Source organism: Pseudomonas sp. SIMBA_067 (assembly GCF_046534675.1).
Classification (GTDB): Bacteria; Pseudomonadota; Gammaproteobacteria; order Pseudomonadales; family Pseudomonadaceae; genus Aquipseudomonas; species Aquipseudomonas putida.
In genome coordinates, this window is the sequence record NZ_JAWRYH010000001.1 from 720241 (window position 1) to 737760 (window position 17520).

Below are 17520 nucleotides of genomic sequence, written 5' to 3' on the forward strand. Positions count from 1 at the left end.
ATCAGCCCCCACTCGGATGCCTCGCCATGCGCCCTGTCTGGATAGTGATCGGCTTGACCTCGGCCCTGCTCGCAGGCCCCTTGCACGCAGCCGACACGGCCAAGGCCGCAGTGGCCGAAGACAAGGCCGAAGTACTGGAAAAAAAGGTGGTCAACGATGCCCCGCCGCCAAAAAAAACAGAAAAACTGACCTCAAGCGAAACGCAGGCAGTCGACCCGGCCGGCCAGGCGCCACTGGACGACAGCATCACCTGCCTGGCCCGCACCCTCTACTGGGAAGCCAAGGGTGCCGATGCCGAAGACATGGCGGCGGTGGCCAGCGTGGTGCTCAACCGCCTGGAGCATGATGGTTTCCCCGACACCATCTGCGGCGTGGTCAAGCAGGGCGTCGAGACCAAGGCCTGCCAGTTTTCCTGGTGGTGCGACGGGCGCCCGGACCAGGTCGAGGAAGCGCAACGCTACGATGTGGCCAAGGAGATCGCACGCAAGGCGCTCAACCAGCAATTAAAAGACCCCACCGGCGGTGCGCTGTACTTCCACGACCGTACGGTCCACCCCGACTGGGCCAAGGCCTACCGCAAGACTGCGCAGACCACGCACTTCCTGTTCTACAAGCCGAACCCGGCGGTGGCCCGTTGATGCCAAAACGGCTGAAAGCCCTGGCTCGATACGAATGATTAGCAACTCATCGCACTTTTCCAGCGACCAGTGGTCTACTCCCTCTTTTGCCGCCAGCAACGATTGCCGGCGTTTTCATTGCTTTGCACCCGCTAGGGCCAAAAGCCCCCGGCTTGTGTAGGATGAGCAGCGCATACCACGACGCTGCCAGTCATAGGGAGATCCACATGCGCGTCCTGTCATCCGTTGCCGCCTTGTCGCTGGGCCTGGTCGTCTCGACCGGGGCACTGGCTGTCACCGGCGAAGAGGCGCAACTGATCGATTCGATCAATGTCTACCGCAGCAAGGCCCAGCCCTGCGGTGGCGAAGCGTCGCTGGAGCTGCCGCCGCTCAACAGCGACACCCGCCTGGCACTGTCGCCAGAGGGCACCCGTGACCTGCAGCAGGCCATGACCCGCGCTGCCTACCCTATGGTCAACGTGCAGGCCATCAGCCTGTCGGGGCCACGCGATGCGCGCGCGGCCATGCATGCCATCGAAGAAAGCTTCTGCCAAGTGGTGCTAGACCCGCAGTTCGTCGATATCGGCGTCAGCCAGGAGGGCCGCGACTGGCGCATCGTGCTGGCCCGGCCGCTGCTCAGCGGCCGCCTGGGCGACTGGCAGGCCGAGGGGCAGAAGGTACTGCAAGAGATCAACGCTGCCCGCAAGGTGCCGCGCCAATGCGGCGGCCAGCCGTACGCCGCAGCCCCCGCACTGAGCTGGAGCACGGTACTGGCCGGGGCCGCCGCCAACCACACGCGGGCCATGGCCAACCAGAACTTCTTCGACCACATCGACAAGGATGGCCGCACCCCCGGCGACCGGGCGGAGCTGGCTGGCTACCTGTACCAGCAAGTCGGTGAAAACATCGCCGCCGGGCGTGACACCGCACACAAGGTGGTTGATGGCTGGCTGGAGAGCCCGGGGCATTGCGCCACGTTGATGAACCCGGATTTCCGTGAGCTGGGTGCCGCCTATGCCGTGGACCCGAAGAGTGACGCAGGGATTTACTGGACGGGGTTATTCGGGACGCCGCAGTAACTTTGCAGCGGCTTCAGGTTGGGGGGTTGCCTGCCCGCAACTCAAGGGCTGAACAACCAAACCGCCGCCGCACACATTTACCCAGGTAGCTGGCATCGCCCAGCCCCACCTCATCGGCAATCTGCGCCAGGCTGTGACTTGAGTTGAGCAAGCGCCAGCGCGCCTGCTGCAAGCGCATTTCCAGCCACCAGGCCTTGGCGCTCATGCCGTGGCTGGCGTGGAACTGCCGGTCCAGCTGGCGCCGGCTGATGCCCAGTTCAGCGGCCAGTTGCTCGACCGCCAGCGGGGAGCCCAGGTGGTGACGCATCAGGGCCTGTCCCCGCTGCACCTGGCGCCCCTGGCCGGCGCCCAGTTCCAGCGAGCGCAAGGCATGGCGGCTGTCGCGGGTTTCGTCCACCAGCATGTCGGCGAGCCCTTTGAGCGCCCGGCTCCGCCCACAGGCTTGTGACAACAGCGCCACCGCCAGGTCGATGGCCGCCGTGCCGCCAGCACAGGTGATACGGTTTGCGTCGATGCAATACAGTTGATCGCGCAGCACCTGCAACTGTGGGAACGCGGCGCGAAACTCGGCTTCGTGACGCCAGTGCACGACCACCTTGTGCCCCCGTAACAACCCGCACGCGGCCAACAGGAAGGCGCCATTGTCGACCCCCACCAGCTTGACCCCGGCTTTGCCGGCCTGCCTGAGCAAGGTTTGGTAGCGCGGCGCCAACGCAGCTGTAGCCATGGCATTGCGGCCGCCGAACACCACCAGGTAGTCGAAACTGGCCAGTTCCAGCTGGCCGGCCACCGCCTCGACCTGCACCACTGCACCGCTGCTCGACGGTACCGGGTCGAGCGTGAGCCCGGCCACAATCCAGCTGCAATAGCGCTGCTGGCTGTAGTCTTCGTCGTCGGCGCTGAAACGCAATTTGTCGAGAAAGCCGCCGAATGGCAGCAGGGCGAAATCCGGTAACGGCAAGATCAGCAGGCGGATATCAGGCAACATGGCATTGTGTCCAGAAACGACTATTCAATGTCCAGATCATACCCTTGCTGACTGGGCACTGCGCCCTAGACTGGCACCCTTGAAATCAACAAGGCGTTGCACCATGGCATTCGACACCTGGCTCATCTACCTGCTCGCCAGCATCGGCCTGTCGCTGACACCAGGCCCCAACAGCCTGCTGGCCCTGACCCACGGCGCCCTGTATGGCGCCCGCCGTACGTTGTTCACCATTGTGGGCGGCGTGTTTGGCTTCAGCGCGCTTATCGCCCTGGCCATGTTTGGCCTCAGCGCGTTGCTGCAAACCTCGGCTTCGGTGTTGAGCGTGCTCAAGTGGGTAGGCGGCGCTTACCTGGTCTGGCTGGGTATCCAGCTGTGGCGCAGCCCGGGCCTGCATCTGGAATTGACCGAGCGCAGTGCACGGCTCGGCAATGCGGGTTTGTTCCGCCAAGGCTTGTTGTCGGCCATCGCCAACCCCAAAGTACTGCTGTTCTATGGTGCCTTCCTGCCGCAATTCATCGACCCGCAACGCGGGCTGATGCTGCAGTTCGTGGTGATGGCGGCGACCTTTGCCAGTGTGGAGTTTCTGGTCGAGTATGTGCTGGCCCGCCTGGCGTTTCGCATCCGGCCGTGGCTGGCCAAGGGTGGCAAAGGTTTCAATCGCTGCTGCGGCAGCCTGTTTGCCTTGATTGGCGTGGCGCTGCCGCTTGGCCGATAGCACCTGGACAGATATGCACGGTCTTTGTAGATACTCTGTTGGCGGTCAAGCTTTTCTAAGGTACTCAGAGCTGAAAAGCTTGGCCGTATCAAATGGTTCACCGGTGCGGATATCACCCATGGCAATTTTGCCGGCAATGGCCCAATCGCTCAGGCGTGCCATGCCCTTGTAGGAGCAGCCTTGTGCTGCGAAGAGGCCGGCAAGGCAAAAGATCATCTTCGCCAGCTATGGCCTCTTCGCAGCACAAGGCTGCTCCTACACGTACTTTGCATGGCTTGAAACCAGTGCCTCCTTGGCGCGGTTCAGCGACTAGATCAGGTGATCGAGGATGGTCTGCTCACCGGTGCGGATATCACCCATGGCAATTTTGCGGCAATGGCTCAATCGCTCAGGCTTGCCATTTCCTTGTAGGTCAGGGGCAAACCCTGCCTTCAGGAGCGATCGGCCTCCCCGGAAGTGCTTCTATAGCCTGACGAGAATAACCTCTCTCATCAGGCTAGGCACAACATACAAGGAGCGCATACCGGTCAGGATCGGGAAGCTTTGGCCATAAAAGCGATCAATGCCAGGCCAGGCAGCCCTGCCCCCACCAGCGCCACTCCATGCCAGCCGAACTGGCTGAACAGCGCACTGGCCACTGCCGACCCCAGCGCCCCACCCAGAAAGATGCTGGTCATGTACACCGCGTTCAGCCGCCCGCGGCTGGCCGGGTCCAGTGCATACACTTCGCGCTGGCCAATGACCATGTTCATCTGCACTGCAAAGTCCAGCAGCACGCCGGTCAGGCCCAGGCCGATCACGCTGTAGCCCGGCGCCGTCAAGCCCAGCAACAAGGCCGCCGGGGCCAGCAGTAGCGCCAGCAGCGAGCCGGCCCGTGCGTGCCCGGCATCTGCCAGGCGGCCAGCCAAGGGCGCGGCAACGGCGCCCACCGCGCCCACCAGGGCGAACACGGCAATCTGGCTTTGCGACAGGCCGTGCTCACCCGCCAGCGCCATGGGCACCGCCGTCCAGTAAAGGCTGAACGCTGCGAACATCAGTGCCTGGTACAACGAGCGCTGGCGCAGCAGCGGATAGCGGCGCAACAGTGTGAGCAACGACAGCATCAACCCGGCATAGCTGGCCTTGTGTTCAGGCCGCCGCCGCGGCAGGGTCAGCGCCAGTAGCAGGATGATCGCCAGCATCACCCCGGCAGCGCCAATGAACACCGCGCGCCAGCCGAAGTGGTCGGCCACCAGGCTGGACAACGGCCGCGCCAGCAGGATCCCAAGCAGCAACCCGCCCATGATGTTACCCACCACCCGGCCACGCTGCTGCTCCGGCGCCAGGTGCGCCGCGAGCGGAATGAGCATCTGCACCGCCACCGAACTGAACCCGATCAATAGCGCATAGCCCAGGAACAACTGACCCTGGCCGCTGCTGCTGGTCCCTGCCAGCAGCAGGCTGACACACGCCAGCACTGCGGTGGCGACCATCAAGCGGCGGTTCTCCAGCAGGTCAGCCAGCGGCACCAGCAACAGCAGGCCCAGGGCATAACCCAGCTGGGTGAGTGAAACGATCAGGCTGGCATGCTCGGTGGACAACCCAAGGTCCGGGGCGATCAAACCGACGATGGGCTGGGCGTAGTAGATGTTGGCCACGATCGCGCCGCAGCAGAACGCCAGCAGCACGACCAGTGCCCGGCTCAGGCCGGTTGCTGCAGGTTGCGCGGCGGCAAGGGAGGGATTCATGCGAGGTTCCTCGACAAGGGGTGGAATATGCCGGCTACCTTAACCAGGCGCGTCAATGCCGGGAATCCAACCCTGGCGCAACGCGCCTTTGCGCACAGCGCAACGCTAGCCGTGCCGGTCTAACAAACCTTCGCAAAAATCGATAAACGCATTCACCCGCCGCGAACCACGGTGGTTGGGCAGGTACAGGGCGTTGATGCTGTCATTGGCCGTGCCAGGGCTGGCTCGCCAACCTGGGAACACCCGCAGCAGGCGCCCGGCCAGCACATCCTCGCGCACCAGCCAGTCGGCCAGCAGCGCGATGCCACTGCCCGCCAGTGCGGCTTCGCGCAACATGTCGGCATTGGCACTGCGCAGCGGCCCGCTTACGTTCAACTCCAGGCTTTCCTGGCCAAGCTCCAGGCGCCAGGGGCGCGCTTTCTGCCCGTAGCGAAAACGCAGGCAGGCGTGCTCCAGCAACTGCCGGGGGTGCTGCAGCGTATCTCGCCCGGCCAGGTAAGCCGGGCTGGCCACCAGCCAACGTTCGAAGCGGCCGAGCTGGCGACACACCAATTCGTCATTGGCCGACGGGTCGCCCAGGCGAATCGACAGGTCATAGCGCCCGTCCAGCAGGTCATCCAGGCGGTCGCTGAGGTCGATGTCCAGCTCCAGCGCCGGGTGCCGTGCCAGAAACGGCCCCAGATGCGGGGCGATGACCCGCCTGCCGAACTCCACCGGCAGGCACAGGCGCAACACGCCGACAGGCTCCTCGCCACGGTCGGCAACACTGGCATCGGCCTCATCCAGCGCCTCGAAAATGCCCCGCGCACGCTCATAGTAACGGGCGCCGGCTTCGGTCAGGCTGACCTGACGAGTCGAGCGGTTGAGCAACGTGGTGCCCAGCGCCGTTTCCAGCGCATCAACCAGGCGCGTTACCGACGAAGTCGCCAGCCCAAGCCTGCGCGCAGCGGCAGAAAAGCCTTGGGCATCGACAGTGGCCACGAACATCTTCATCGCCTGGAGTTTGTCCATTTGCTGCCCGTCATCCAAATCTCGGAAAGGTCTTACAAACAGCCGGGCGGGTCAAGAAGCGCGCTGCAGGGTATTTGCGTCCATAGTGGCAACACACCTTCAAAGCGAGGCTTTCCATGACACCGAATAACCTGCTGACTGCCCTGCCTCCCTGCGACCCCACCAGTGCCGAACGTGTCGACGAGCTGCTCAGCCGCCCTGGCGTGCGTGTGGAACGTATTGTCTCCAGCGGCCAGGCCAGCCCGCCCGGTTTCTGGTACGACCAGGCCGAAGGCGAGTGGATCGTGCTGCTCAGCGGTGCTGCTGGCCTGCGTTTCGAGCACGAGCACCACACCCGCTTGCTGGCGCCGGGCGATTGCCTGGACATCCCGCCCCACTCCCGCCACCGCGTGGAGTGGACCGCCCCCGGCACAGCCACCATCTGGCTGGCAGTGTTCTACACCAGCTCCACCCCGTGGCCAGCGTGATACCTGGCCACTTTTGTACTCGACCAAAGTATGAATGCATATTACATAACGCGCATGAACACCCCGTTTAATGCATTTTTGAGCGCCTGATCTACACTTTTAGCCACACCATCGCACGATCAGCCCTGCGACAATCAGCCTCATAAAATTATGTACCAACTTGTTAATTAGCAAGCTAAGGGCTTAGACTGCGCGCATTCCACCTGCTGAGATCCCTGGCATGAACGAAACACCGCGCGCTTCTGGCGCCACAAACATCATCCTGATCGGCCTGGGCGTGATCATCGCCCTGCTCGGCCTCCTCCTGGCTGCTGGCGGCATCAAGCTGGCCGGCCTGGGCGGTTCCTTGTACTTCCTGATCGGCGGCCTGGCCATGGCCATCGCCGGTGTCCTCATCGCCCGCCGCAAGAAGGCCGGTGCCTGGCTGTACGCAGCGTTCCTGGTCGGTACCGCGATCTGGGCGCTGATCGACACCGGCCTGGTGTTCTGGCCACTGTTCTCGCGCCTGTTCATGTTTGCTGCGATCGGCATGGTCGTGGCGCTGGTCTACCCGCTGCTGGCCCGTGCCAACGGTGCCAGTGCCGGCCGTGGTGCCTACGGTGTTGCCGGGGTGATGGCCGTTGCACTGGTGATCGCCGCCGGCAACATGTTCGTCGCCCACCCAAGCGTCGCCCCTACCGGCAAAGGCCCGGGCATGACCCCGGTCGAGGCTGGCAAAGAGCAGAAGGACTGGGCCCACTACGGCAACACCGAAGGTGGCAGCCGCTTCGCCGCGCTGGACCAGATCAACCGCGACAACGTCAACAAGCTGAAAGTAGCCTGGACCTATCACACCGGTGACGTGGCCATCAGCGACGGCAATGGTGCCGAGGACCAGCTGACCCCGTTGCAGATCGGCAACAAGGTGTTCATCTGCACCCCGCACAACAACCTGATCGCCCTCGATGCCGATACCGGCAAAGAGCTGTGGAAAAACGAAATCAACGCCCAGTCCAAGGTCTGGCAGCGTTGCCGTGGCATGGCCTATTTCGACGCCACTGCAGCCATCGCCCAGCCGACCCAGCCGAACAGCTCGCCGGTCGCCGGCGGTAGCGTGCCGGCCGGTGCCAACTGCCAGCGTCGTCTGCTGACCAACACCATCGATGGCCGCCTGATTGCCGTCGACGCCGACAATGGCGAGTTCTGCCAGGGCTTCGGCAACAACGGCCAGGTCAACCTGATGACCGGCCTGGGCAATGTGCCGGACTCCTATTACCAGCTCTCCTCCGCACCGCTGATGGCCGGTACCACCGTGGTGGTCGGCGGCCGTGTTGCCGACAACGTCCAGACCGACATGCCAGGCGGCGTGATCCGTGGTTTCGACGTGATCACCGGTGAAATGCGCTGGGCCTTCGACCCAGGCAACCCGGAAGACCGCCAGGCACCGCAGGGCGACAGCACCTACGTGCGCAGCACCCCGAACAGCTGGGCACCGATGTCCTACGACCCGGCAATGAACACCGTGTTCCTGCCGATGGGTTCGTCGTCCACCGACATCTACGGTGTAGAGCGCAGCAAGCTGGACCACACCTACGGCGCTTCGGTGCTGGCCCTGGACGCCACCACCGGCAACCAGAAGTGGGTGTTCCAGACCGTGCACAACGACCTGTGGGACTTCGACCTGCCGATGCAGCCGAGCCTGATCGACTTTACCAAGGACGACGGCCAGTCGGTTCCTGCGGTGGTGATCGGCACCAAGGCCGGGCAGATTTACGTGCTCGACCGCGCCACCGGCAAGCCGCTGACCCAGGTCGACGAAGTACCGGTCAAGCCAAGCAACATCCCGAACGAGCCGTACTCCCCAACCCAGCCGAAATCGGTGGGCATGCCGCAAATCGGCGCGCAAACCCTGACCGAGTCGGACATGTGGGGCGCCACCCCGTATGACCAGCTGCTGTGCCGCATCGACTTCAAGAAAATGCGCTACGACGGCCTGTACACCGCGCCGGGCACCGACCTGTCGCTGAGCTTCCCGGGTTCGCTGGGCGGCATGAACTGGGGCAGCATTTCCACCGACCCGGTTCATGGCTTCATCTTCGTCAACGACATGCGCCTGGGCCTGTGGATCCAGATGATTCCGTCGCAGAACAAAGGTGGTGCATCTTCCGGTGGCGAAGCGCTGAACACCGGCATGGGCGCAGTACCGCTCAAGGGCACCCCGTATGCGGTGAACAAGAACCGCTTCCTGTCGGTAGCCGGCATCCCGTGCCAGGCACCACCGTTCGGCACCCTCACCGCCATCGACATGAAGACCCGCCAGGTGGCCTGGCAAGTACCGGTGGGCACCGTTGAAGACACCGGGCCGCTCGGTATCCGCATGCACCTGCCGATCAAGATCGGCCTGCCAACCCTGGGCGGCACCCTGTCGACCCAAGGCGGCCTGGTGTTCATCGCCGGCACCCAGGACTTCTACCTGCGCGCCTACGACAGCAGCAACGGTAACGAAATCTGGAAGGCTCGCCTGCCAGTGGGCAGCCAGGGCGGCCCGATGACCTATGTTTCGCCGAAGACCGGCAAGCAGTACGTGGTCATCACTGCTGGCGGCGCCCGCCAGTCGACTGATCGCGGCGACTACGTGATTTCTTACGCCTTGCCGTAAGAGCGCGTCGCCCCCCTCGCGGGTGAACCCGCTCCCACAAGGTCAGCACTGGCCATGCGGGCGCGGGTTCATCCGTGAATGGCCCTGAATAACAACCCGAGACACAGCAATGCCATCCGCAATTCGCATTACCCCTACCCTGCTGCTGGCCTTGGCCAGCACCACCGCCCTGGCCGACGGCGACCTGATGACCCGCAGTACCCTGACCGGCGACTGGGGCGGCCTGCGCCACCAGCTTGAAGACGACGGCGTGAAGTTCACCGGCGACTACAGCGGCGAAACCGCCTACAACGCCCACGGCGGCCTGCACCGCTCGGCGCGCTATTCGCAGAACCTGAAGCTGGGCGTGCAGTTCGACCTGTCGAAACTGTATGGCCTGGACAACGGCGGCAAGGTCCAGCTGACCATCAACGACCGCCGTGGTAACAGTGCCTCGGAAGACCTGGTAGGCAACCGCCTGCCGATCCAGGAAAACTTCGGTGGCCTGTACACCCGCCTGACCGAGCTGAGCTACGAGCGCACCCTGTTCACCCCGGCGCTCAACGTCAAGCTGGGCTACATGGCCATGGGTAACGACCTGGGCGGCCTGGACAGCGGCATCCTGTGCAACTTCATGAACGCCGGCTTCTGCGGCCACCCGCTGAACATGTCCGGTGGCAGCGGCTGGACCAACTACCCCAACGCTCACCTGGGCGTGCGGGTGAAGTACGACCTGTCGCCCGCCTGGCAATTGCGCGTGGCGGCGTTCAACGTCGACCCCGAAAGCAATGGCAACTCCAGCCGCGCCTGGCACCTGGGCCCCAAGCACACCACCGGCACCGTGGTACCAGTGGAGCTGGTGTACAAGCTGCAGGGTGAACTGCCCGGCGAGTACAAGCTGGGCTATTACTACGACAGCTCCGACGTGAAACGCATCGGCAGCGATGACGAAGTATCCGGCCGTGGCGGCCACTACCTGCTTATCGACCAGGCCGTATGGAACGACCAAAGCTCGCCAGGCCGCAGCCTGCATGCCTTCGGCCAGTACTCGGCATCCAGCAAGGCCGCCTCGCCGTTCACCAAGTGGTATGGCGCCGGCGTGGTGCTGTACAAGCCGTTCGAAGGCCGCCCGAAAGATACGGTGGCGCTGGGTTACGGCCGTGCCGTGCCCAACCCGCGTAGCCGTGATGTGCTGGAAGACGCTGCCTTCAACGCTGGCCAGCAGTTCCCCGACATCGACAGCGCCGAGCAGTTGATCGAACTGAGCTATGGCTACCAGGCGACGCCATGGTTGAACCTGCGCCCGGATGTGCAGTACATCATCGAGCCGGGGGCGTTCTCGGGGAAGAAGATCGACAACGCGTTGGTGGTTGGCCTGCAGGTCAAGGCCAGCTTCTAATCTGAAGCAGACACCGATCCCTGCAGGAGCGACACAAGGTCGCTCCTGCATACGTTCTTTACCCTGTCAGACGGGAGCCTGCCGCAGGTAATCCACCAACCTCAGCAGCATGGCATCACACCCCCGTAACTGCTCGACACTGACGAATTCATCCGGCTTGTGCCCCTGGTCCATGCTGCCAGGCCCGCATACCACGGTCGGGATCCCGGCCTGGTCGAACAACCCGCCTTCGGTGCCAAATGCCACCGTACCGAATTCATCCGTGCCACTGAGCAGCGCCACCAGCCGCGCCGCCTCGCTGTCTGCCGATGTCGCAAGCCCAGGGTACGCACTCAACGGTTGCAGGCGAATGTCACTGGCGGCATCGACCTTGCGCATGCGCGGCAGCAGCTCGGCCTCTGCATAGGTCTGCAACTGGTCGGCCACTGCCTGCGCTTCGAACCCTGGCAGCGCGCGCACTTCGAAATCGAACTCACACTCTGCCGGCACGATATTCAGCGCCCTACCCCCTTTGATCACCCCGGTCTGCACCGTGGAGAACGGTGGGTCGAAGCGCGCGTCGTGATGCGCCGGCAATGCCAGCGCGTCACCGATGTCACCCAACTTGCCGATCAGCTTCGCCGCATACTCGATGGCATTCACCCCGTACGGCGCATACGCCGAATGGCAGGCCGCACCCTGCACCTGGCAGCGCATCGCCAGTTTGCCCTTGTGCCCCAGCACCGGCTTGAGCCCGGTAGGTTCGCCAATCAGGCACAGGCGTGGCTTGTGCGGGCGCTGTTCGAGCGCGGCCAGCATCGAGCGCACACCCAGGCAACCCACTTCCTCGTCATAGGAGAATGCCAGGTGCACCGGCGTGTGCAACGGCTGGGCAAGGAACGCGGGCACGGCTGCCAGCACCGAGGCGATGAAGCCTTTCATGTCAGCCGTGCCGCGGCCATACAGGCGCCCGTTACGTTCGCTCAGGGCAAACGGCTCGACGGTCCAGGCCTGGCCGTCCACCGGCACCACATCGGTGTGCCCCGACAGCACCACGCCGCCAACGCCCTGGGGGCCGATGGTGGCGAACAGGTTGGCTTTGGTGCGCTCCGGGTTGTGGAACAGTTCGCTTTCCACCCCCTGCTCGGCCAGGTAATCACGGATAAAGCCGATCAGCTCAAGGTTGGAGTCCCGGCTGACCGTGGCAAAGCCGACCAGCCGGGCCAGCAGCGCGCGGCTGGCAAAATCACTCATCGCCCGGCACCCCGTAGCTGGGCGCGGCCGTCGGGTTCAGCGCGCGGGTAACGTAATCCTGCATCTGCGGGCGGTACGCCTGCCACAGGCCATCAAGCACACCGATCGGGTCGGTATCGGCCCAGTCCACGCGCAGGTCCACCAATGGCCAGGTTAGCTCGCCAGCGATCTTCAACGCTGCCGAGTGCACCGGCCCGGCCTCGCCACCTGCGGCCATCGCCGCATGCATGGCAGCCAGCAAGCGGTCCGCCAGGTGCCCACTGGCCTCTTCAAAGGCCAGGACCATCGCTTCGATCACCCGGGTCGAGGACAACAGGTTACCCGCCGCCGCGCATTGCTCACCGGCCACGGCATTGTGCGTGCCCAATGCCTCGCGACCGGTGAACAGTGCCACCTGGCCTTGGCTGTCGATCACTGTGACCTGGCGGTACTCGCTCCAGCCATTGGCGCTCAGTACGCGGTCCAGCGCAGCCGCAGGCGGCAACTGGCCCTGCTCCAGGGCATCGAGAATCTGCGGGCCCAGTGCCGGCAAGGTGATGTTCTGGGTGGAAACAGCGCCAACACCCGCACGTACCCAAGGGCAACGGGCGCCCACGGCGATGCTCGACGAACTGATGGCGATGCCGACCTGGCCGGTTTCCTGGCAGCGGCCAATGATGGAGAAGGTCATGGTAATGCTCCTGTTGTCCTGTGCGATGCAGAGCATTCTGGGCGCAACCTTCTAGCCCACGAAACCAACATTTTCCGAGGGGTTAGGCAGGAAAAAAATATGTTCCGGCAGAGATCGAGCGCCGCGCGGGCGGCGCTCGATCTCTGCACCACCCCATTAACCAAGACATGCACTGGGCCAACACACACTACACACCACAAAATCCAAGGCCTTCGCCGTTTTATCGGCAAGCACCAGCTAAATACTATTTTCGCCATTCGTGCAGCATCCCTAGTCTGGCTCCAGGCAACGGCGGTCCTCCAAACCGACCTTACAAAAACCGCCTGAACAAGGGCTCGGACATGACACTGAACAACCTCGAAATCGACACGCTCGTCGTCGGCGCCGGCCAGGCCGGCGTGGCCATGAGCGAACACCTGAACAAGCTTGGAGTGCCGCACCTGGTGCTGGAGCGCAACCGCATCGCCGAGGCCTGGCGCACCGGCCGCTGGGACTCGCTGGTGGCCAACGGCCCGGTCTGGCACGACCGCTTCCCGGGCCTGGAATTCAACCTCGACGCCGACGCCTTCGCGGGCAAGGACCAAGTGGCCGACTACTTCGAGCAGTACGTACGCAAGTACAACCTGCCAGTACGCACCGGCATCGAAGTGAAGCGCGTGGTGCGCAACAGCGACCGCCCTGGCTTCACCATCGAAACCAATGAAGGGGTGATCCGCGCCAACCGCGTGGTCGCTGCCACCGGCCCGTTCCAGAAGCCGGTGATCCCGGCCATCGCACCGAAAGACAGCAACCTGCACCAGATCCACTCCGCCGCCTACTTCAACCCCGGGCAGTTGCCTGAGGGCGCAGTGCTGGTGGTGGGCGCAGGCTCCTCCGGCGTGCAGATTGCCGAAGAACTGATGCGCGCAGGCCGCCAGGTGTACCTGTCGGTCGGTGCCCACGACCGCCCGCCACGGGCCTACCGCAACCGCGATTTCTGCTGGTGGCTGGGTGTGCTGGGTGAGTGGGACGCAGAAATCGCCAAGCCCGGTCGCGAGCACGTCACCATCGCCGTCAGCGGCGCCCGTGGCGGCCACACCGTGGACTTCCGTGCCCTCGCCCATCAAGGCATGACCCTGGTCGGCCTTACCCAGTCGTTCGAGAACGGCGTGGCGCGTTTCCAGGACAACCTGGTGGAGAACATCAACCGCGGCGATGAAAACTACCTGGCCCTGCTGGATGCCGCCGACGCCTACATCGAAAGCAACGGCCTGGACTTGCCGGAAGAACCCGAGGCCCGCACACGCCTGCCAGACCCGGCCTGCATGAGCAACCCGCTGCGCGAGCTGGACCTGGCCAAGGCCGGCGTCACCAGCATCATCTGGGCCACCGGTTACGGCGTGGACTTCAGCTGGCTGCAGGTGGACACCTTCGACGCCAACGGCAAGCCCCAGCACCAGCGCGGCGTAGCCCGCGAGCCTGGCGTGTACTTCCTGGGCCTGCCGTGGTTGTCGCGCCGTGGTTCGTCGTTCATCTGGGGGGTGTGGCACGACGCCAAGCACGTCGCCGGCCACATCGCCACGCAACGCACCTACCTGGCCTACCGCGACCGCGAACAGCGCGAGGCGGATGAACAGCAAACCAACACGATCAGCAACGTCAGCACCCTCGGAGCCCACTGATGCCTACCCATACTCGCATCCGCATGTTCAACACCAAGGAAACCTACCCCAACCAGACCCTGGACAACGACCTGTGCCAGGCCGTGCGGGCCGGTAATACCATCTATGTGCGCGGCCAGGTCGGCACCGACTTCGAAGGCAAGCTGGTGGGCCTGGGTAACCCCCAGGCGCAGACCGAACAGGCGATGAAGAACGTCAAGCAACTGCTTGAAGAAGCGGGCTCCGACCTGTCGCACATCGTCAAGACCACCACCTATATCACCGACCCACGCTTCCGCGAGCCGGTGTACAAGGAAGTGGGCAAGTGGCTGAAGGGCGTGTTCCCGATCTCCACCGGGCTGGTGGTCGCCGGATTGGCTCAGGCCGAGTGGCTGATGGAGATCGACGTGATCGCCGTGGTCCCGGATCAGGCGTGACCGGCAACCTGCACAGCGGGTGACACAGGTCGCCTGCCGTGTAGCCAGGCGTGGGTTACCTGTGCCGCCGCTTGCAGCCGCTGCTCGGCGGGCAAGCCGGCGCACGGCACCTCCACACTGATGTCCACGTCCTCCGGCAACGCCGCCAGCAACGCTGCCAGCGGCAGCTGCCCTTCGCCCGGCAGCAAGCGGCCCTCGCGCGCTTCCGGGATAATCAGCGCTTCTGCAGGCGCCAGCATCGGTGCATCACACAGTTGCACCGCACGCAGCAAATGCGGGTCGACTGCGCCGATGTCGGCCACCTGGCCACCGGAGCGGAGCAGGTGCAAGGCATCGACCAGCACGCCACTGTTGGCCTGCCCCGCCCCCGTCACCACCGCGCAAGCCTGTTGCAAAGTGCCCACCGGCCGCCAGCGCATGAACTCCAGGTCCACACGCAGGCCATGGCCACGCGCCATTTCACACAGCGCTGCAAAGTTGTCGGTCAGCCGCGCAACATCCTCATCGTCGCCGGACACTGTCAGGCTCAACGCGCCCAGCTCGGCACCTGCAGCCAACAGCGCCTGGTAATCAGCCACCCGGGTTTGCGCCGTCAGCGAGACGAACTCGATGTCCGTCACCCGCACGCCTTCCCCATCCAGCACCGCCCGCAGCTCTCGCATTGCCTGGCTACCGGCCGCAACCGGGTAGGCCAGTGCACCCGCCATCACCGGGTGCAGGCGCAGCCCCACCGCACTGAACCCGGCGTGGCGCGCCTCGCGTACCAGCCTCGCCGGCGCCAGTTGCAGCGCTGTCAGGTGCGCCACGCCCAGGCCAGTCAATAGGTCGCCCTCCCACCACTGAGGTCGAAGACAAAGCCGGTGGTAAAGCTGCACTCGGGCCCGGCAATCCAGCTGACCATATTGGCGATCTCCTCGGCCTTGAGGAAGCGCCCCATGGGGATCTTGGCCTTGCTCGCGGCAATGTGTTCCGCTGTCATCTCGGCCATCAGCGGCGTCTCGACCATGGCCGGTGCCACGCAGTTGAGCAGCACACCGTCCTGCGCCAGCTCCTTGGCCGCCGCCTTGGTGAAGGCGATGACCCCGGCCTTGGCGGCCGAATACGCCGAGATGTACTGCACGCCATCCTTGCCGGCCATGGAGGCGATATTGACGATGCGCCCGTAGCCACGTTCACGCATGTGCGGGATGGCGGTGCGGCAGCAATAGAACACACCGTTCAGGTCGATGGCGATGACTTTGTCCCAGGCCTCTGGCGGGTAATCCCACGACGCCACCACCGGGCCGTTGATGCCGGCATTGTTGACCAGTATCTGTATTTGGCCCAAGCGCGCCAGCGTCTCGGCAAAAGCCGCCTCGACCGAGGCCAGCGACGACACATCGACCGCCTGGCGCAGCACCGGTTCAAAGCCGTTTTCCACGCTGTCCCAGCCGTCGACAGCGAGGTCCCAGATCACCACTTGGGCGCCGGCCGTATGCAGGCGCTGGGCGATTGCCAGGCCGATGCCACGCATGCCACCGGTCACGATTGCGGTCTGGCCTTGCAGGTACTGGCTCATTGTTTAGCTCCATTTTCGACAGAAGGAATTTCCGGCAAGCGACGCAGGTCGCTGACCATGAACAGGTAGCACAGCGCCCCCAGCACGGTGATCGACGACACGAACGCCAGGGCCCAGACGAACGAGCCAGTCATCGAAACGATGATACCGATGGTAAGGGGGGTAACGATGCCCGCCGCGTTGGCAAACAGGTTGAACAGGCCACCACTGAGGCCCAGCAAACCTTTGGGGGCGATATCGGACACGATCATCCAGGCCAGCGCCGACATGCCCTGGGCGAAATAGGCGATGCACAGGATGGTGATGACCAGCGCGTCGGACTCGACGTAGTTGGCCAGCACGATCACCGAAGCAGTAAGCAGCCCGGCAATTACCGGCAGCTTGCGCGCCACGTTCAGCGAATAGCTACGGCGCAGCAAGGCGTCAGACAGCCAGCCGCCGACCAGTGTGCCCAGCGAAGCGGCAATGAACGGCAGCACCGCCACCCAGCCGACCTTGAGCCAGGGCATATGCCGCTCGGTCACCAGGTAGGTGGGGAACCATGTGAGGAAGAACACGTTGGTAGAGTTGCAGGCGAACTGCCCCAGGCAGATGCCCAGCATGTTGCGGTGCTTGAGCAGCGCCGGGATCTGCGACCAACGGAACTGGGTGGCTTTCTGCCCGCCATCGACCACCCCGCCACCGGCGGCGATGTAGTCGAGTTCGGCCTGGTTGGCGGTGGTCGACTCGTGCGGCTCGTGGTACTTGCGCCACCACACCAGGCCATAGAGGATGCCCATCAGGCCCACGGCCAGCAGCAGAAAGCGCCAGCCATAGGCATGCAGCACCCAGAACAACAGCGGCGTCAGGAACGCCAGCCCGGTGTATTCGGCAAAGGTGTAGATACCGGTCGCCCTGGCCCGCTCACTCTGCGGGAACCAGGTAGCCACTACCCGGCTGTTGGTAGGGAAACACGGTGCTTCGGTCATGCCCACCAGAAAGCGCATGCCCAGCAACGACAGAAAGCCCTGAGCCAGCCCTTGCAGGCCGGTGAACAGCGACCACAACGTCAGTGCCAGCCAGTAGGTGAGCTTGGTGCCCAACCGGTCGATGAGGATGCCACCGGGGATCTGCGCGGCAGCGTAGGTCCACGAGAAGGCAGAAAAAATCACCCCCATCATCGCCGCGTTCAGGCCCAGGTCGGCACTGATGCTGGGCGCGGCAATGCCCATCACGCTGCGGTCGAGGTAGTTGATCATGGTGCCGCCCGATATCAGCGCCAGGATCATGAAGCGGGTGCGGGTGCGTTGCTGCGCGCGTGCCGGGGTGTCAAACACCCCGAGGCTGGCGTTCTGTTCAGTGTTCATGACGGTTGCTCTCTTG

General features: G+C 64.2%; 17 protein-coding genes. 8 read left to right on the forward strand and 9 right to left on the reverse strand.

Annotated elements, in window-relative coordinates:
- The first annotated feature begins 26 nt into the window (after positions 1–26).
- Both SB765_RS03355 and SB765_RS03360 read left to right on the forward strand, forming a co-directional pair.
- Positions 27–638 (forward strand): cell wall hydrolase, encoded by a 612-nt coding sequence (locus SB765_RS03355; RefSeq protein WP_341798661.1) that lies wholly within the window; start codon positions 27–29, stop codon positions 636–638.
- Between the two features lie 206 nt (positions 639–844).
- The gene (locus tag SB765_RS03360; protein ID WP_016499348.1) at positions 845–1696 is read left to right on the forward strand and encodes a CAP domain-containing protein; all 852 of its coding nucleotides are present in this window, start codon (positions 845–847) and stop codon (positions 1694–1696) included.
- A gap of 13 nt (positions 1697–1709) precedes the next feature.
- On the opposite strand, the gene SB765_RS03365 is transcribed toward SB765_RS03360, so the two are convergent.
- Positions 1710–2684, reverse strand: a complete 975-nt coding sequence (locus SB765_RS03365; protein WP_410930932.1) for a GlxA family transcriptional regulator — start codon at positions 2682–2684, stop codon at positions 1710–1712.
- Positions 2685–2787: 103 nt separating this feature from the next.
- Here SB765_RS03365 and SB765_RS03370 point away from each other — a divergent pair, with 103 nt between their 5' ends.
- Positions 2788–3399 carry a LysE family translocator gene (locus tag SB765_RS03370; protein ID WP_410930933.1) on the forward strand — a complete coding sequence of 204 codons (612 nt, stop codon included), beginning with the start codon at positions 2788–2790 and terminating at the stop codon, positions 3397–3399.
- A gap of 45 nt (positions 3400–3444) precedes the next feature.
- Here the strand turns inward: SB765_RS03370 and SB765_RS03375 are convergent, their stop codons facing one another.
- The 3 genes from SB765_RS03375 to SB765_RS03385 form a co-directional block, all read right to left on the reverse strand.
- On the reverse strand, positions 3445–3615 hold the full coding sequence (locus SB765_RS03375; RefSeq protein ID WP_341798658.1) for a hypothetical protein: 171 nt from the start codon (positions 3613–3615) through the stop codon (positions 3445–3447).
- A 311-nt stretch (positions 3616–3926) separates the two neighbouring features.
- Complete coding sequence (locus tag SB765_RS03380) at positions 3927–5126, reverse strand: MFS transporter (RefSeq protein ID WP_410930934.1); 1200 nt, start codon at positions 5124–5126, stop codon at positions 3927–3929.
- Between the two features lie 105 nt (positions 5127–5231).
- Complete coding sequence (locus tag SB765_RS03385) at positions 5232–6137, reverse strand: LysR family transcriptional regulator (protein ID WP_341798656.1); 906 nt, start codon at positions 6135–6137, stop codon at positions 5232–5234.
- Between the two features lie 116 nt (positions 6138–6253).
- Between SB765_RS03385 and SB765_RS03390 the strand changes: the two genes are divergently transcribed.
- The 3 genes from SB765_RS03390 (at position 6254) to SB765_RS03400 (ending at position 10620) form a co-directional block, all read left to right on the forward strand.
- Entirely contained in the window at positions 6254–6604 is a 351-nt protein-coding gene (locus tag SB765_RS03390) for a hypothetical protein (protein WP_016499343.1), read from the forward strand.
- Between the two features lie 220 nt (positions 6605–6824).
- A complete protein-coding gene (locus tag SB765_RS03395; RefSeq protein ID WP_341798655.1) occupies positions 6825–9242 on the forward strand; it encodes a glucose/quinate/shikimate family membrane-bound PQQ-dependent dehydrogenase in 2418 nt (805 codons plus the stop codon).
- Between the two features lie 109 nt (positions 9243–9351).
- Complete coding sequence (locus SB765_RS03400) at positions 9352–10620, forward strand: carbohydrate porin (RefSeq protein WP_016499341.1); 1269 nt, start codon at positions 9352–9354, stop codon at positions 10618–10620.
- 66 nt (positions 10621–10686) lie between these two features.
- Here the strand turns inward: SB765_RS03400 and argE are convergent, their stop codons facing one another.
- Positions 10687–11853 (reverse strand): acetylornithine deacetylase, encoded by a 1167-nt coding sequence (argE, locus tag SB765_RS03405; protein WP_410930935.1) that lies wholly within the window; start codon positions 11851–11853, stop codon positions 10687–10689.
- A complete protein-coding gene (locus SB765_RS03410; RefSeq protein ID WP_341798653.1) occupies positions 11846–12523 on the reverse strand; it encodes a DUF1028 domain-containing protein in 678 nt (225 codons plus the stop codon). Before SB765_RS03410 ends, argE begins: the two co-directional genes overlap by 8 nt.
- Positions 12524–12864: 341 nt before the next feature.
- Between SB765_RS03410 and SB765_RS03415 the strand changes: the two genes are divergently transcribed.
- Together SB765_RS03415 and SB765_RS03420 are read left to right on the forward strand one after the other, a co-directional pair.
- Positions 12865–14184 carry a flavin-containing monooxygenase gene (locus tag SB765_RS03415; RefSeq protein ID WP_410930936.1) on the forward strand — a complete coding sequence of 440 codons (1320 nt, stop codon included), beginning with the start codon at positions 12865–12867 and terminating at the stop codon, positions 14182–14184.
- Entirely contained in the window at positions 14184–14600 is a 417-nt protein-coding gene (locus SB765_RS03420; protein WP_341798651.1) for a RidA family protein, read from the forward strand. The genes SB765_RS03415 and SB765_RS03420 overlap by 1 nt, the downstream gene beginning before the upstream one ends.
- On the opposite strand, the gene SB765_RS03425 is transcribed toward SB765_RS03420, so the two are convergent.
- The 3 genes from SB765_RS03425 to SB765_RS03435 are packed head-to-tail and all read right to left on the reverse strand — an operon-like array spanning position 14591 to position 17504.
- A complete protein-coding gene (locus SB765_RS03425; protein WP_410930937.1) occupies positions 14591–15421 on the reverse strand; it encodes a sugar phosphate isomerase/epimerase family protein in 831 nt (276 codons plus the stop codon). The genes SB765_RS03420 and SB765_RS03425 overlap by 10 nt on opposite strands.
- Complete coding sequence (locus SB765_RS03430) at positions 15418–16158, reverse strand: SDR family NAD(P)-dependent oxidoreductase (protein WP_341798649.1); 741 nt, start codon at positions 16156–16158, stop codon at positions 15418–15420. Before SB765_RS03430 ends, SB765_RS03425 begins: the two co-directional genes overlap by 4 nt.
- Complete coding sequence (locus SB765_RS03435) at positions 16155–17504, reverse strand: MFS transporter (protein WP_410930938.1); 1350 nt, start codon at positions 17502–17504, stop codon at positions 16155–16157. The genes SB765_RS03430 and SB765_RS03435 overlap by 4 nt, the downstream gene beginning before the upstream one ends.
- Between the last annotated feature and the right edge of the window lie 16 nt (positions 17505–17520).

Coding starts and splice junctions, on each gene's coding strand:
- SB765_RS03355 (WP_341798661.1), top strand. CDS start 27: ATGCGCCCTGTCTGGATAGTGATCGGCTTGACCTCGGCCCTGCTCGCA.
- SB765_RS03360 (WP_016499348.1), top strand. CDS start 845: ATGCGCGTCCTGTCATCCGTTGCCGCCTTGTCGCTGGGCCTGGTCGTC.
- SB765_RS03365 (WP_410930932.1), bottom strand. CDS start 2,684: ATGTTGCCTGATATCCGCCTGCTGATCTTGCCGTTACCGGATTTCGCC.
- SB765_RS03370 (WP_410930933.1), top strand. CDS start 2,788: ATGGCATTCGACACCTGGCTCATCTACCTGCTCGCCAGCATCGGCCTG.
- SB765_RS03375 (WP_341798658.1), bottom strand. CDS start 3,615: ATGATCTTTTGCCTTGCCGGCCTCTTCGCAGCACAAGGCTGCTCCTAC.
- SB765_RS03380 (WP_410930934.1), bottom strand. CDS start 5,126: ATGAATCCCTCCCTTGCCGCCGCGCAACCTGCAGCAACCGGCCTGAGC.
- SB765_RS03385 (WP_341798656.1), bottom strand. CDS start 6,137: ATGGACAAACTCCAGGCGATGAAGATGTTCGTGGCCACTGTCGATGCC.
- SB765_RS03390 (WP_016499343.1), top strand. CDS start 6,254: ATGACACCGAATAACCTGCTGACTGCCCTGCCTCCCTGCGACCCCACC.
- SB765_RS03395 (WP_341798655.1), top strand. CDS start 6,825: ATGAACGAAACACCGCGCGCTTCTGGCGCCACAAACATCATCCTGATC.
- SB765_RS03400 (WP_016499341.1), top strand. CDS start 9,352: ATGCCATCCGCAATTCGCATTACCCCTACCCTGCTGCTGGCCTTGGCC.
- argE (WP_410930935.1), bottom strand. CDS start 11,853: ATGAGTGATTTTGCCAGCCGCGCGCTGCTGGCCCGGCTGGTCGGCTTT.
- SB765_RS03410 (WP_341798653.1), bottom strand. CDS start 12,523: ATGACCTTCTCCATCATTGGCCGCTGCCAGGAAACCGGCCAGGTCGGC.
- SB765_RS03415 (WP_410930936.1), top strand. CDS start 12,865: ATGACACTGAACAACCTCGAAATCGACACGCTCGTCGTCGGCGCCGGC.
- SB765_RS03420 (WP_341798651.1), top strand. CDS start 14,184: ATGCCTACCCATACTCGCATCCGCATGTTCAACACCAAGGAAACCTAC.
- SB765_RS03430 (WP_341798649.1), bottom strand. CDS start 16,158: ATGAGCCAGTACCTGCAAGGCCAGACCGCAATCGTGACCGGTGGCATG.
- SB765_RS03435 (WP_410930938.1), bottom strand. CDS start 17,504: ATGAACACTGAACAGAACGCCAGCCTCGGGGTGTTTGACACCCCGGCA.